Here is a 14,545-nt window from a genome sequence, read left to right on the forward strand (position 1 = left end):
CGGAAATGTCGGCTGGATTGGATGGGATCGTCGCGGCGGAAACGGTGCTGAGCCATGTGGATGGACTGGCCGGCCGTTTGGTCCTGCGGGGGCTGCCCGTGGAACGCGCGGCGGCAAGCCTGGATTTCGAAGGGGTGACGTCCTTGCTCTGGCAGGATTTCCACCCGCTGGGCGGCAAGCCGCGCAACCTGGCGGCGGCGCTGGGCGAGGCGCGGGTGGAGGTGGCGGCCCTGCTGCCGGCCCTGCTGCCCGCGACGGTGGGATTGAGCGATGTGGAGGCACTGCGCCTGATGCTGGCGGCACTGCCCGATATCGACCCCGCCGATGACGCGGTGCGCGCCGTGGCGGCGGTGCCGGTCTTCATCGCGGCTCGGGTCCGGTTTCAGGTCGGGCTGGCACCCGTGGCCCCGGATGCGTCGCTGGGCCATGCGGCGGATTTCCTGCGCATGATGAAGGGCGCCCCCGTCGATCCGGCACTGGCCCGCGCGCTGGACACCTATCTGGTGACGGTCAGCGACCATGGGCTGAATGCCTCCACCTTTGCGGCGCGCATCGTCGCCTCCACCCGCGCCGGCACGATCAGCAGCGTGGTGGCCGGCCTGTGCGCCCTGAAGGGGCCCTTGCATGGCGGGGCGCCGGGGCCGGTGCTGGACATGCTGGATGCCATCGGCACGGCGGACGCGGCCCCTGCCTGGCTGTCGGCCGAGTTGGCGGCGGGCCGGCGGCTGATGGGGTTCGGACATCGCATCTATCGTGTGCGTGACCCGCGGGCGGAGGTGCTGAAACACGCTGTGGTGGGACTGTCCAGTCCCCGCATCGATCTGGCGGAAAAGGTGGAGAGGGCGGCCCTGGCAGCACTGGCCCGTCACCGGCCCGACCGTCCGCTGGAAACGAACGTGGAATTCTATACCGCACTGCTGCTGGATGCCGTGGGACTGGACCGGTCCCTGTTCACGCCCATCTTCGCCATGGGCCGCGTCGCCGGCTGGACCGCGCATGTCATGGAGCAGGAGGCGACGGGCCGGCTGATGCGGCCATCGTCACGCTATATCGGGCCTTTGGCTGCCTGAATGATAAAGCCCCGGCCGCAAGACCGGGGCTTAACATTTGCGTGTTCTCGCACCAGCAGCGCCTGCATCCGCAGGCTTGGCTACGCCGCAAGAGCGGCGCGAACCGCCCGGTCCAGTTCCGCAATGGCGCAGGTGATGTGGTAGAAGCTGCTGGCCGGGGCCGGTTCGTCCGTCATGCGGCCGTCCGGGGCCATCTTGTCCCACCACAGGCCCTTGACGGGTGTGGCCAGATAGCGTTCCAGCCCGTCGGCGGCGCGGGCGGCCTGTGACCAGCAGGCAGCATCGCCAGTAATCTCGGCGGCCAGCACGGCGGCCTTGATCCGTTCGGTCTGCGGCCACAGGCGGGCGCTGTGATCATGGATGGAGAAATCGTCCAGCAGGCTGTTGAAGGCCACGCCACGCGCCGGGTCGACGCCGTGTGTTTCCCCGATCTGCAACAGGCGAAGGCCGGCCTTGATCGCATCCTCCCGCCCGCGCAGGCGGCCCCAGCGCAGCATCAGCCAGGCCCATTCCAACTGGTGCCCCGGTTCGACAATGCGGCCTTGCGTACCGGGGGCCGGATGCCAGTCAGCATCGAAGAATTCGCGCAGCGCCCCCGTCTGCCCATCGATGAAGTTCGACAGGGCCAGACCGGCGATGCCGTCGGCCATCGCCGTCCAGCCGGCATCGCCACCATGGGCTTCCCAGGCCAGCGATGCCTCAAACAGGTGCATATTGGGGTTGGATTGCAGGGGCAGGCCGGCGGGCGGCAATTCGGTAAAGCCGCCCTTGTGCCCCACCTCTGCCAGCAGCCGGTCGCGCAGGGTGACGGCCGTGTCGTGCAGGGTGTCGAAAGCGTTCAGCGGCCCCGCGGCCGCACTCAACCCGAACAGGGCGAAGGCCTGGTCGTAAAGATCGGCGCGATCATCCAAGGGAGCGCCATCGGCGGCGACCAGGGTGCGGAACAGCCCGTCTTCGCGGCGATAGCGTGCCAGATAGCAATCCAGCGCCTGACGCACGATGTCCGTGGCCGGGCCGTCCCAACCCAATGACGGGGCCAGGGCATAGGAGAAAATCTGACGCGGCTGGACCCGCGCACGCCGCGGTGCCTGCACGGGCTGGCCTTGCTGATCCAGCTTTTCATGGAAGCCGCCGGCCGCATGATCGTAACCGGCTTGCCACCACAGGGGATAGGCATAGCCGTTCAGCCAGGAAACCAGCCGGTCACGGCGTGCGACAGCCTCTTGCAAGGGCGACAGGGACATGGGTTCCACCATTCCTAGATAGGATCGCTCTGTTACCGCCAGAGCTGCGCCGCCCCGCGCACGCCCGAGCTGTCGCCCCAGCGGGCCGGCACGATGCGGGCCTGCCAAGTATCACAGAACACATGCGACCGGACCACATCCTCCAGCCGCCCGTACAGTTCCGCGACATTCGACATCCCGCCACCTAGCACGAACACATCGGGATCGACAATGTTGCAGATCACGGCGATCCCGCGTCCCAGCCTGTCGATATAGCGATCCAGCGCAGCCCCCGCCCCGGCATCGCCGCTGCGTGCCGCGTCGATGATCCATTCACCCGGCATGTCGCGGCCGGTCATTGCGGTGTGATCGCGCCGCAGGCCCGTGCCCGACACCCATGTTTCCAGGCAGCCATGCTGTCCGCACCAGCAGGCGGGACCTGGTACCTCATCGGCGCGGGGCCAGGGCAGGGGCATGTGACCCCACTCGCCGCCGATACCATTCGCCCCTTCAACCAGCCGGCCATCAACCACCAGCCCGCCGCCGCAGCCCGTACCGATGATGATGGCGAAAGCGGTATGGGCGCCTGCCGCCGCCCCATCCGTGGCTTCCGACAGGGCCAGGCAATTGGCATCGTTGGCCAGCCGCACCGGCCGGCCAAGGGCAGCGGTCAGATCGGCGGCAAAATTGCGCCCGTTCAGATAGGTGGAATTGGCGTTGCGCATCAAACCGGTGGATGGGTTGATGCTTCCGGGGACCCCCAGTCCGACGGAAGCGGCGCGACCCACGGCAGCCTCTGTGCGGGCGATCAGATCACGGACGGCGTCGATGGCAGCATCATAGCTGCCGGGATTGGGCACGCGCAGCCGCGACAGGAATTCCCCCTGTGCCGACAGGGCGGCGGCTTCGATCTTTGTGCCGCCGAAATCAACCCCGATCCTGATCATCGACCCGAACGCTCCCGTCCCCGGAATGTTATGAAGCTGGGCGCAAAGGCCCCCGCATTTGCCCGGCAATTTAGCAGGGCATTATTAAATAGACAATTTGAAATAAGAATTAACTCGCACCACTCATTCTTCAGCCGTCTTCATCAGGACCGAACGGCCGGGCAGCAGACGCTGATTGAAGGGCAGGATGGCGGCACCAACGGCCGGCGCGTCGGCCGCCATTGCGGCCGGTCGAACCTTGGCCAGCATGGGTATACGGTCGCTGAAGGGGGACAGGCGTGCGTTCAAGGCCTGGATCAACGCATCCAGGATGACGCCGGGCAGGCGTCCGCCGATGAACACGGTTTCCGGATTGATCAGGCAACTGATGGCCAGCACAGGGTCTGTCAACAGGCTGGCTGCCAACGCCACCCATTGCGCAACCAGTCCCTGTCCCCGCTCGTCCAGTCCCAGCAGATCATCAGGCAGGGACAGTTCATAGCCATGCCGGGCCATGTGATCGTAAAGGGCCGACAGCGACACCGCGTCCTGTAAGGTGCGGGCATCGGTGTCTGGATGACGAACAGGCAGAAAACCGATTTCGCCGCTGCGGCCCTGTGCGCCGCGGTAATATTGTCCATCCAGGACCAGTCCGCCGCCCAGGCCGCGGCTGAACAGGATGTAGAAGAAGCTGGGATGGCGCAGCCCCAGCCCGAACTGTAATTCACCCAGCGCCGCCGCCGTCGCGTCATTTTCCACCAGGACCGGCAGGGTGGGGAAGTGACTGGCGAACAGCGCGCTGATGTCAGTCTGGTTCCAGGCCGCGTAATCGGCGGGTTGCTGGGGCAGATGCACGCGGCCCAGGTCGTCGGGCAGGGCCACGCCCATGCCGATCAGCCGCTTGGCCTTCAACTCGCCGCGGGCCAGGATGGCGGACAGTTCGGCTCTTACGAATTCAGCCACTTCATCCGGCAGGGCGAAGTTCACCTCCCGCGTGGCGCGGGCCCGGACCTGACCCATCAGGTCCAGCACGACCAGCGTGATATGGTCACGGTCGATATTGACGCCGACGGAGAAACAGCCGTCGGGATTGATGGCCAGCTTCATGGCCGGCTGCCCGCGCTGTCCCATCAGGCGCCCGGCTTCCAGGATCAGATCCTCCGTCAGCAGCCGCTTGGTGATATTGGCGATGGCAGGGGCCGTCAGGCCCGTGATTTCTGCAAGTTCCGCCCGGGTGATGGGGCCGCCGACGCGGATGGCCTGCAAGGTCACACGCTGGTTGTGATCGCCAGCCCGTTCCAGATTGGTGCCGGACAGGCTTGCGCCGACGGAGGCCGGGATGGGAGAGGTGTCGGCGGGATTGGACATTGGCGGGGGAAGCCTTCGGCTGCTTGGTGGAATTCGATTACAGTGGCCGGGGGCTGACGGCAACGGCGCTGTTAAGTCGACTGCGCAGGAGTGACGCAGAGGCTTGACTTACACCACCCAATAGGCGGAACCTGAGGTAAATCTACATAATTTCTTCTGTTGTTCGGGGGAATCATGAGCGCCACGCCCTTGCCGCTGTCGCGGGAGCTTCTGCCCAAGCTGGTGACCTGTCTGCGGGAAGGCTATGGGCTGAAGGACCTGCGGGCGGACGCCATTGCCGGGCTGACGGTTGCCATCGTGGCGTTGCCACTGGCCATGGCGCTGGCCATTGCGTCCGGTACGACGCCGGACAAGGGGCTGGTGACGGCCGTGGTGGCGGGTTTCCTGATTTCAGCACTGGGCGGCAGCCGGGTGCAGATCGGTGGCCCGACGGGGGCCTTTGTCGTGGTGGTGGTCGATGTCATCAACCGGCATGGCTATGATGGTCTGGTGCTGGCCACGCTGCTGGCGGGGCTGATCCTGATCCTGGCGGCGGTTTTCCGCCTTGGCCAATGGATCAAATATATCCCGGAACCTGTGGTGACGGGGTTCACGTCGGGCATTGCCGTCATCATCTTCACCAGCCAGATCAAGGATCTGCTGGGCCTGTCCATGGCGTCGGTCCCGGCGGATTTCCTGGAGAAATGGCCCGCCTTCTGGGCGGCGCGCGATACGATCGGGATTGCTGCCCCCCTGGGCCTGGGCTCCCTGGCCCTGATCATCGCACTGCGCCGCGTGGCGCCGCGGGTGCCGGGTTTCCTGGTCGCCGTGGTGCTGGCGTCGGTCGGGGCGTTGACCATGGGGCTGGATGTGGAGACCATCGGGTCGCGCTTTGGCGGCATTCCCGACCATCTGCCCGCGCCGGTCATGCCGGTGGTGACGATGGCCAAGCTGCGGGAACTGATGCCGGCGGCCCTGACCATCGCCTTCCTGGCGGGTGTCGAGTCGCTGCTGTCGGCCGTCGTGGCGGACGGGATGACGGGGCGGCGGCATCGGCCGAACGCCGAGCTGCTGGGTCAGGGCGTGGCCAACACCGTGTCGGCCCTGTTCGGCGGGCTGCCGGCCACGGGGGCGATTGCGCGCACCGTGACCAATATCCGGTCGGGCGCGAAATCGCCGGTGTCGGGCATGCTGCATGCCGCCTTCCTGCTGCTGTTCATGCTGGCCTTCAGCAAACTGGCCGCCTTTGTGCCGCTGGCCGTGCTGGCGGCCGTGCTGGTCGTCGTGGCCTGGAACATGAGCGATGCGCCACGGTTCCTGCACGCCGCTCGCGTGTCTCCCATCAGCGACCGCATCATTCTCCTTACCACTTTCATCCTGACGGTGCTGATCGATCTGACGGTAGCCATTGAGGTGGGGGTGATCCTGGCCGCCGTCATGTTCATGCACCGCATGTCGGAAACGGTCAGCGTGTCGGAAAGCGGAGAGGAGCCGGACCTGGCCAAGGGATTGCCGCCCGGCACCGTTCTCTACCGTATTGACGGGCCCATGTTCTTTGGTGCCGCGCGCAAGCTGCTGGATGTGCTGGACCGCACCGGCGGGGCGCCGCGCGTGCTGATCCTGGACATGGAAACCGTGCCCATGCTGGACGCCACCGGGGCCGACGCCCTATCCACGCTGGTGGCGCGGGCGGGCAAGCGCGGCGCCTTCGTGGTGATGGCAGGCTTGCAGCGCCAGCCGCTGGGCGTGCTGCACGGGCTGGGCCTGCGCCATCGCAAGGGGCCGGTTGTCTTCGTGGGCGACGTGGCCCGGGCCAAGGCGGAAGCGCTGCACCTGCTGGAGGTGGCGGAGGGCAGCTCCGGGCCGACCGTGCATTGACAGGCGCGCCGCTTTCGCGGTCAATGCCCGGCTTGCAAGGATTTATCCCGGTTGATGATGACCAAGCTTGTCTATCTGTGCGACTGGCTGCCACCCGATTTCGGCGCCGTCGGCCAATATGCCGTTATGCATTGCCGCGAGCGCGCGGCGCGGGGTTATGACGTCACGCTGGTCGGCCTGACCTCTGCCAAAGAGGCCAGTGAGGAGCAGGAAGCGGTCGGCCCCGGCACTGTCCGCACCCTGCGCCTGCCGGCCCCGCCGCTGGACCGGGCCAGCCTGGGGCGCCGTCTGGCCTGGACCGTGCGCACCAATGCCATGCTGATATCCCGTGCCTGGAAATATCTGGCCGCGGCGGACGAGATCCTGTTCACAGGCTCCCCTCCGTTCCTGCTGCATTTCCTGGTGCCGCTGAATGTGCTGCTGCGCAAGACGCTGATCTACCGCATCGCCGATTTCCACCCGGAATGCCTGATCGCGTCGCGGGAGAAGCCGTCACGGGTGCTGGATGCAGCGCTCGCCCTGACCATCTGGCTGCGCCGCCGGGTACAGCGGTTCGAGGCATCGGGCGAGGACCAGGTGCGGCTGCTGCGCCGCTATGGCATTCCGGCCGACCATATCCTGCTGAAGCGCGACCCGCCGCCCGTGGAACTGACGGGGGATGAGGTGCCGCTGCCGGTGCCGCCGGGGCTGGAAGGCAAGGTCGTCCTGCTTTATTCCGGCAATTGGGGCGTGGCCCACGATACCGACACCTTCATTGATGCCTATATCCGCCACCACCGGCAGGGCAGCGGTCGGGTCGGCCTGTGGCTGAACGCCATCGGGGCGGGGGCGGATGTGGTCGAACAGCGGTTGAAGGCCGAAGGGCTGCCCGTGGTCCGCGGCCGCCCCGTGCCGTTCGGGGACCTGGGCCGGCTGCTAGTCACGCCGGACGCGCATTTGATCACCCTGCGCGACGGGTTCGTGGCCTATGTCATTCCGTCGAAGACCTATGGCTGCATCGCGTCGGGCAAGGATGTGCTTTATATCGGTTCGCCGGAATCGGATGTCGATCTGATCTGCCGTGAAGGGCAGCGGAGCGGACAGCGTTATATCCGCACCGATGTGGGGGACGTGGACGCGGTTTTCCACGCACTGGAGGCCTTCGCAGGCCCATCGCGCTGACGGCTGGGGTTCACATTGCGTCGCCGACGCGGTATGAGCAGCGTTTAACGCCGCTGACGGGGCGGTCAGGCGGTAATCTTGACAGAAGGTGATGGGTCCCCATCGCCCCGGAGAGTGGAAGCATGTCGCGTAAGGTTGCCTTGATCACCGGCGTCACCGGACAGGATGGTGCCTATCTGGCGGAACTGCTGCTGTCCAAGGGCTATATCGTCCATGGTCTGAAGCGCCGTTCCTCTTCGCTGAACACAGCCCGCATCGATCACCTGTACCAGGACATCCATGAACAGGATGTGCGGTTCCAGTTGCACTATGGCGACCTGACGGACAGCACCAACCTGATCCGCATCGTCCAGGAAACCCAGCCGGACGAGATCTATAACCTGGCAGCTCAGTCCCATGTGCAGGTCAGTTTCGAGACGCCGGAATATACGGCCAACGCCGACGGCATCGGCACGCTGCGCCTGCTGGAAGCCATCCGCATCCTGAAGCTGGAAGACAAGACCCGCTTCTATCAGGCATCGACGTCGGAACTGTACGGTCTGGTGCAGGAGACGCCGCAGAAGGAGACGACGCCCTTCTATCCGCGCAGTCCCTATGCCGCCGCCAAGCTCTATGCCTATTGGATCACGGTGAATTACCGCGAAGCCTATGGCATGCATGCCAGCAACGGCATCCTGTTCAACCATGAAAGCCCGATCCGCGGGGAGACCTTCGTCACCCGCAAGATCACGCGCGCCGTGGCCGCCATCCATCATGGCAAGCAGGATTGCCTGTATCTGGGCAATCTGGACGCCAAGCGCGACTGGGGCCATGCCCGCGACTATGTCGAGGGCATGTGGCGCATCCTGCAGCAGGACAAGGCAGAGGATTTCGTGCTGGCCACGGGCGAGACGCACACGGTGCGCGAATTCGTGGAGCGCGCCTTCGGCCATGTCGGCCGGACCATCGCATGGAGCGGGGAGGGCGTGGACGAGATCGGCCGTGATGCCGCAACCGGTGCCACGCTGGTGCGCATCGATCCGCGCTATTTCCGCCCGACCGAGGTTGACCTGCTGCTGGGCGATGCGTCCAAGGCCAAGGCCAAGCTGGGCTGGACGCACACGACCAGCTTCCCGGATCTGGTGAAGGAAATGGTCGAAGCCGACGTGAAGCTGCTGGCCTGATTCAGGGAAAGACGAAGATGAGCGATCTGCGTTCCTATGATCTGGCCGGCAAGCGCGTCTGGGTGGCCGGCCATCGCGGCATGGTGGGCGGCGCTGTCGTGCGCCGCCTGGCGTCGGAAAATTGCACCATCCTGACCGCCGGTCGCGATGTGCTGGACCTGACCCGCCAGCAGGCTGTCGAGGAGTGGGTGGCGGCCAACAAGCCGGACGCCGTCGTCGTGGCCGCGGCCAAGGTTGGCGGCATCCATGCCAACAACACCTATCCGGCCGATTTCCTGTACGACAATCTGGTCATTGAGACCAACATCGTCCAGGCTGCCTTCCGCGCCAATGTGGAAAAGCTGCTGTTCCTCGGCTCCTCCTGCATCTATCCCAAGCTGGCGCCGCAGCCCATGGCGGAGGATGCCCTGCTGACCGGGCCGTTGGAGCCGACCAACGAGTGGTATGCCATCGCCAAGATCGCCGGCATCAAGCTGTGCCAGGCTTTCCGCAAGCAGCATGGCTGCGACTATATCTCCGCCATGCCGACGAACCTGTACGGGATCGGTGACAATTTCCACCCGTCCAACAGCCATGTGCTGCCGGCGCTGATGGCTCGCCTGCATGATGCCAAGCGCGACAGGCTGGCGGAGGTGAGCATCTGGGGATCGGGCAAGCCGCTGCGCGAATTCCTCTATGTCGATGATCTGGCCGACGCGCTGGTCTTCCTGTTGAAGAACTATAGCGGCTATGACCATGTGAATGTCGGGACCGGGCAGGAAGTGTCCATCCGCACGCTGGCAGAACAGGTGGCCGCGGCCGTCGGCTGGCAGGGGCGTTTCGTCTTTGACAGCACGAAGCCCGATGGCTCCCCGCGCAAGCTGATGGATAATTCCAAGCTGGCCCAGCTGGGCTGGACCGCCCAGACCAGTCTGGCTGACGGCCTGCGCCAGACCTATGAATGGTTCCTGGAAGAAGGGACCAAGGGCGGCCTGCGGGGCATCACCCCGTAAGTTACGGCCCGGTCTTGATATGGGGAGGCGCGGAGCATCCGCGTCCCCCCGTCATCAAGCCGTCACTTTCGAAGCACCGGGAAACCGGTCGACCGTGCGCAGGGCGGGAAACAGCACGCACCACAGGCCGACGATGGCCAGCGTGCCGATGCCGCCGATGATGACGGCGGGGCCGGCGCCGAACCACGCTGCGGTGACGCCGGATTCGAATTCCCCCAACTGGTTGGACGCACCGATGAACAGGCTGCTGACGGCACTGACGCGGCCGCGCATGTCATCGGGCGTTTCAAGCTGAACCAGCGACTGGCGGATGAAGACGCTGACCATGTCGACCGCGCCCATTACGATCAGGGCGACGCCGGCGATGATGGCCGAACTGGTCATGCCGAAGATGATGGTGCCGATGCCGAAGATGGCGACACAGACATAAAGCACCGGCCCCACCCGCCGCTGCACAGGCCAGAAAGCCAGGGCCAGGCCCACGGCCAGGGCCCCGATGGAGGGAGCGGCGCGCAGGATGCCGGCCATGATCGGGCCGGCATTGAACTGATCCTTGGCCAGCACGGGCAGCAGGGCCGTGGCCCCGCCCAGCAGCACGGCGAACAGGTCCAGCGAAATGGCGCCGAGCACGATGGGCTTGCCCCAGATGAAGCGGAAGCCCGCGAACAGGGTTTCCAGGCTGATCTTCTTCACGGCGGCGGGCGTGGTCTTGGGCGGCACGCGGATCAGGGCCACCAGGGTAAAGGCCACGGCGAACAGCCCCGCGCAGACGGCAAACACCCAATGCCCGATCAGGCCATAGATCAGACCGCCCAGAGCGGGGCCGACGATGCTGGACGCCTGCCAGGCCGCTGAATTCATGGCCACGGCGCGGGGAAACACGGCGGCTGGCACCAGATTGGGCACCAGAGAGGAGGCGGCCGGCATTTCAAAGGCCCGCGCCGTGCCCAGGATGGCCACCGCCACGAAGGCCGGCCACAAGGCCCCGCCTTCGTCCAGCAGCGCGGCCCACAGGACCAGCATGGCGACGATTTCCAGCGCCTGGCAGACATTGATGACGCGGCGCCGGTCGAATCGGTCGGCGACATGGCCGGTGACCAGCACCAGCAGGATCGAAGGCAGGAATTCCGCCAGACCGATGAAGCCCAGGGCCATGGGGCTGCCCGACACGTCATAGACGCGCCAGCCGGTTGCAACGATCTGCATCTGCAAGGCCAGGATGGCCGAGATGCGGGCGAACCAGTAAAGGCGATATGGGCCGTAGGCGAAGGGGCTGTTCGACGGTTCGACAGCGGAAGGAGCGGCGGTCATGATACCGGTCTGGTGGCGGGCGACGGCCAAGACTATGCGCCCGACCCTTCGCCCGGTTAACGGATCATCCTGCAAGTCAGGGCCGCGCCGACCGCCACCCATCGCCCCATACCGTCATTTGTCGCATAAGGGCGGCCATGATCGGCCTTTCCCGCCAGTCTGGCCCGGCCATTCAGGGAAGGGAGGCGTGGATGTCGATGGTGGAAACGATGGGGGTGCAGCCCGTTCGCAAACAGTTGCTGCGGGCTGACCGCTGGCTGGTCAGGGCGGGCGGCCTTTGGCTGCTGGTGGCCGTGGCGGGGCAGATGATCTTCACGCTGTATGTCGCCGCCATCTATGGCGGCGTGCTGCTGGGCGGCGGGCCGGAAAGCTGGAACCGGTCGCCGGCCAAGGCCTATGTGCCGGGGGACGCGCTGGGCAACCTGATGTTCGGGCTGCATGCGCTGTTCGCCCTGGTCATCATCGTCTTCGGCGCCTTGCAGTTGCTGCCGGCCCTGCGGCGTCGGCGGCCGGCGCTGCATCGCTGGATGGGGCGGACCTATATGGGAGCCGCCGCCATCCTGGCGGTGGGGGGCATCGCCCTGATCGCGTGGCGCGGCACGGTGGGCAGCACGGCCATGCAGGCCGGCACCATCAGCAACGGCATCGCCATCCTGATCTGTGCCGGCATCGCCTGGACCTTTGCCCGGCAGCGGCAGTTCGACCGGCATCGGCGCTGGGCCCTGCGCCTGTTCCTGTGCGTCAGCGGGGTCTGGTTCTTCCGCATCGGGCTGATGTGCTGGCTGCTGATCTTCCGGGCGCCGGTCGGTTTTGATGCGAAAACCTTCACGGGGCCGTTCCTGGTGTTCCTGGCCTTTGCCCAGTATCTGCTGCCGCTGGCCGTGCTGGAGATGTATTTCCGGGCGCGGGACGGGGGGACGGCGGCCGCGCGGATGGGTATGGCCGGGCTGTTGTGTGGGCTGGCGTTGCTGACGGCCTTTGGTATCTTCGGTGCGACGATGGGCATGTGGCTGCCCCGGATGTGAGTGGCGATGGCGGACGGAACGGATCAGGGGGCGGCGTCGCCCCCGGCGGGATGGCGGTCGCGGCTGCGGACCCTGCTGGGCTGGCGGCGGTTCCGGACGGTGGGCATCACCTGCCTGCTGATCTTTCTGCTGCTGTTGCCCACCTGGGCCGGCAGCAAGGCCGTGCTGGCGACCCGCGTGGTCACCATCGGGCTGATGGCCATGCTGGCCTTCGGGTTTTGGGAACAATGGCCCCGGCGCCTGCCACGCTGGCTGCCGCGCTGGGTGGTGCAGGTGGTGGCGGTGGGTCTGACCATCCCGCCTGTGGTGCTGGCGCTTTACGTCTATTCCACGCCCGATGGCGGGCCGCCCTTGTGGCAGGACCGGCAGCGCCTGTCGGGGCTGGCGTCGCTGATGGTGACGGGGCTGCTGATCGGGCCGTGGGTGGCGCTGGGCGCGCTGGTCCGGCAGAAGGAGGCGTTCGCGCGGCATCAGGCGCTGGGCTTTGCCCTGGAACGCAGTGAGCTGGAACGGCGGGCGGCCGAGGCGCGACTGCAATTGTTGCAGGCGCAGGTGCAGCCGCATTTCCTGTTCAATACGCTGGCCAATGTCCGCGCCCTGGTGGAGACGGGCTCGCCCCGGGCCGTCGCCGTGCTGGACAGCCTGATCGCCTATCTGCGCGCGGCGGTGCCGCGGCTGAACGTGCCGGCGGCCAGCCTGGGGGATGAGATGGCCCTGGTGCGTGCCTATCTGGACATCATGCAGATGCGCATGCCCGACCGGCTGTCGGTGGCTGTGGACGTGCCGGAGCCGTTGCTGGCCCTGTCCTGTCCGCCCATGAGCGTGCTGACCCTGGTGGAAAATGCCGTGCGCCATGGCATCGACCCGGCGGAGGAAGGGGGCGAGATCCGTATTTCCGGCCGGCAGGAAGGGGTTGTCTGCCGGATCGAGGTCGCGGATAGCGGTGTGGGGCTGCGCGCCGGGGTGGGGGGGCTGGGCACGGGCCTGTCCACCCTGCGCCAGCGCCTGTCGCTGGCCTTTGGCCCCGCGGCGGGGCTGTCGCTGGAGGAGCGGGCGGGGGGCGGGGTTTTGGCGCGGCTGTTCTTCCCCGCGCAGAAGGGGCCGGCATGAGCGCGCGCGGCCCGACCGCCCTGGTGGCGGAGGATGAACCCCTGCTGCGCGACGCGCTGATCCGGCAGCTGGCCGCCGTCTGGCCGGAGTTGCGCATCGTGGCGGAGGCGCGCAATGGAAGGCAGGCCGTGGAGCTGTTCGAGGCGCTGACGCCCGATATCTGCTTCCTGGACGTGCATATGCCGGGAATGTCGGGGGTGGAGGCGGCACAGCGCATCGGGCGGCGGGCGCACCTGGTCTTCGTCACCGCCTTTGACCAGTATGCCGTGGCCGCCTTTGCGCAAGGGGCGCTGGATTATCTGGTGAAGCCGGTGGCGGCCGAACGGCTGGCCGACACGGTGGGGCGGTTGCGCGAACGGCTGTCGGCGCAGCGGCCGGCGGTCGATACCGACGCGCTGCTGGCCCGGCTGGCCGAACAGTTGCGCGCCGGGCCGGCGGCGGCGCACCTGCGCTGGCTGCGCGCATCGGTGGGGCCGGTTGTGCGCCTGATTGCCGTGGAGGATGTGGATTTCCTGTTGGCGGCGGAGAAATACACCCATGTCGGCTGGCGCGGGGAGGGCGGGCATCCGCAGGAGGCGGTGATTCGCCTGTCCATCCGGGACCTTGCCGAACAACTGGACCCCGACCTGTTCCAACAGGTGCATCGCGGCGCCATCGTCAACCTGCGCGCCGTCGGCCATATCGTGCGCGGTGAGAATGAGACGGCCACCATCCATCTGAAGGGCCGGGCCGAGACGTTGCCCGTCAGCCGCGCCTACCTGCACCTGTTCCGGCAGATGTAGGGGCCCCGTGCAGGGCACCTCGACCCGGCCGCGCGGAAATGCCATGGTGCGCGGACCAAGGCGGAAAGGGGACATGAATGTCGATCAAGGATGATGTCGTGGTGCGCACCGCGCGGCGCCAGGACGTGCCCGAACTGGTGGCGCTGTTGCAGGACGACATGCTAGGCAGCACGCGGGAAAGCGGCAGCGACCTGGAACCCTATTACCAGGCCTGGGACGAGATCGCGCTGGACCCCAATGCCGGGATGCTGGTGCTGGACCTGGATGGCCGCGTCGTCGGTATGGCGCAGTTGAACTATGTCCGCCAGTTGGGCCGCAAGGGCATGCGCCGCTGCACCATCGAGAATGTGCGGGTGGCCAGCAACCTGCGCTCCCAGGGGTTGGGCGCCGTTCTGATCGAAAGCTGCGTCGATCTGGCCCGCGCCCATGGCTGCGGTCTGGTGCAACTGACCACCGACAAGAAGCGGACCGATGCACACAGGTTCTACCAGCGCCTTGGCTTTGATGCTTCGCATGAGGGCATGAAGCTGTATTTGTAACGTATGGATGCGAAGTTC

The 14,545-nt window shown here is 66.5% G+C and carries 13 protein-coding genes; 9 read left to right on the forward strand and 4 right to left on the reverse strand.

Translation table 11 applies throughout. The features are described from left to right. Positions 1-5 precede the first annotated feature (5 nt). Positions 6-1,070 (forward strand): citrate synthase, encoded by a 1,065-nt coding sequence (locus ACODTW_RS16180; RefSeq protein ID WP_488947088.1) that lies wholly within the window; start codon positions 6-8, stop codon positions 1,068-1,070. Positions 1,071-1,150: 80 nt separating this feature from the next. On the opposite strand, the gene ACODTW_RS16185 is transcribed toward ACODTW_RS16180, so the two are convergent. From ACODTW_RS16185 to ACODTW_RS16195, 3 genes are all read right to left on the reverse strand, one after another. Beyond that, positions 1,151-2,314 carry an AGE family epimerase/isomerase gene (locus ACODTW_RS16185; protein ID WP_488947089.1) on the reverse strand — a complete coding sequence of 388 codons (1,164 nt, stop codon included), beginning with the start codon at positions 2,312-2,314 and terminating at the stop codon, positions 1,151-1,153. A gap of 32 nt (positions 2,315-2,346) precedes the next feature. Then, positions 2,347-3,240, reverse strand: coding sequence for an ROK family protein (locus ACODTW_RS16190; protein ID WP_488947090.1), 894 nt, complete (start codon positions 3,238-3,240; stop codon positions 2,347-2,349). A 123-nt stretch (positions 3,241-3,363) separates the two neighbouring features. Further along, entirely contained in the window at positions 3,364-4,587 is a 1,224-nt protein-coding gene (locus tag ACODTW_RS16195) for an ROK family transcriptional regulator (protein ID WP_488947091.1), read from the reverse strand. A gap of 174 nt (positions 4,588-4,761) precedes the next feature. Between ACODTW_RS16195 and ACODTW_RS16200 the strand changes: the two genes are divergently transcribed. The 4 genes from ACODTW_RS16200 (at position 4,762) to fcl (ending at position 9,760) form a co-directional block, all read left to right on the forward strand. Continuing rightward, complete coding sequence (locus ACODTW_RS16200; protein WP_488947092.1) at positions 4,762-6,444, forward strand: SulP family inorganic anion transporter; 1,683 nt, start codon at positions 4,762-4,764, stop codon at positions 6,442-6,444. Positions 6,445-6,498: 54 nt separating this feature from the next. Continuing rightward, on the forward strand, positions 6,499-7,605 hold the full coding sequence (locus tag ACODTW_RS16205) for a glycosyltransferase family protein (protein WP_488947093.1): 1,107 nt from the start codon (positions 6,499-6,501) through the stop codon (positions 7,603-7,605). Between the two features lie 122 nt (positions 7,606-7,727). Continuing rightward, positions 7,728-8,768: a GDP-mannose 4,6-dehydratase gene (gene gmd / locus ACODTW_RS16210; protein WP_488947094.1), complete on the forward strand. Its 1,041-nt coding sequence runs from the start codon at positions 7,728-7,730 to the stop codon at positions 8,766-8,768. Positions 8,769-8,785: 17 nt separating this feature from the next. Further along, a complete protein-coding gene (gene fcl / locus ACODTW_RS16215) occupies positions 8,786-9,760 on the forward strand; it encodes a GDP-L-fucose synthase (RefSeq protein ID WP_488947095.1) in 975 nt (324 codons plus the stop codon). 54 nt (positions 9,761-9,814) lie between these two features. Here fcl and ACODTW_RS16220 read toward each other — a convergent pair whose 3' ends face one another. Further along, positions 9,815-11,071: an MFS transporter gene (locus tag ACODTW_RS16220; protein ID WP_488947096.1), complete on the reverse strand. Its 1,257-nt coding sequence runs from the start codon at positions 11,069-11,071 to the stop codon at positions 9,815-9,817. A gap of 191 nt (positions 11,072-11,262) precedes the next feature. Here ACODTW_RS16220 and ACODTW_RS16225 point away from each other — a divergent pair, with 191 nt between their 5' ends. The 4 genes from ACODTW_RS16225 to ACODTW_RS16240 all read left to right on the forward strand — a co-directional run bounded on the left by ACODTW_RS16225 (position 11,263) and on the right by ACODTW_RS16240 (position 14,527). Further along, positions 11,263-12,096: a DUF2306 domain-containing protein gene (locus ACODTW_RS16225; RefSeq protein ID WP_488947097.1), complete on the forward strand. Its 834-nt coding sequence runs from the start codon at positions 11,263-11,265 to the stop codon at positions 12,094-12,096. A 6-nt stretch (positions 12,097-12,102) separates the two neighbouring features. After that, on the forward strand, positions 12,103-13,206 hold the full coding sequence (locus ACODTW_RS16230; RefSeq protein WP_488947098.1) for a sensor histidine kinase: 1,104 nt from the start codon (positions 12,103-12,105) through the stop codon (positions 13,204-13,206). Next, positions 13,203-13,988 carry a LytR/AlgR family response regulator transcription factor gene (locus ACODTW_RS16235; RefSeq protein ID WP_488947099.1) on the forward strand — a complete coding sequence of 262 codons (786 nt, stop codon included), beginning with the start codon at positions 13,203-13,205 and terminating at the stop codon, positions 13,986-13,988. Before ACODTW_RS16230 ends, ACODTW_RS16235 begins: the two co-directional genes overlap by 4 nt. A gap of 77 nt (positions 13,989-14,065) precedes the next feature. Continuing rightward, positions 14,066-14,527 carry a GNAT family N-acetyltransferase gene (locus ACODTW_RS16240; protein WP_488947100.1) on the forward strand — a complete coding sequence of 154 codons (462 nt, stop codon included), beginning with the start codon at positions 14,066-14,068 and terminating at the stop codon, positions 14,525-14,527. Positions 14,528-14,545: the final 18 nt, after the last annotated feature.

This window comes from Niveispirillum sp. FG148 (assembly GCF_057809655.1).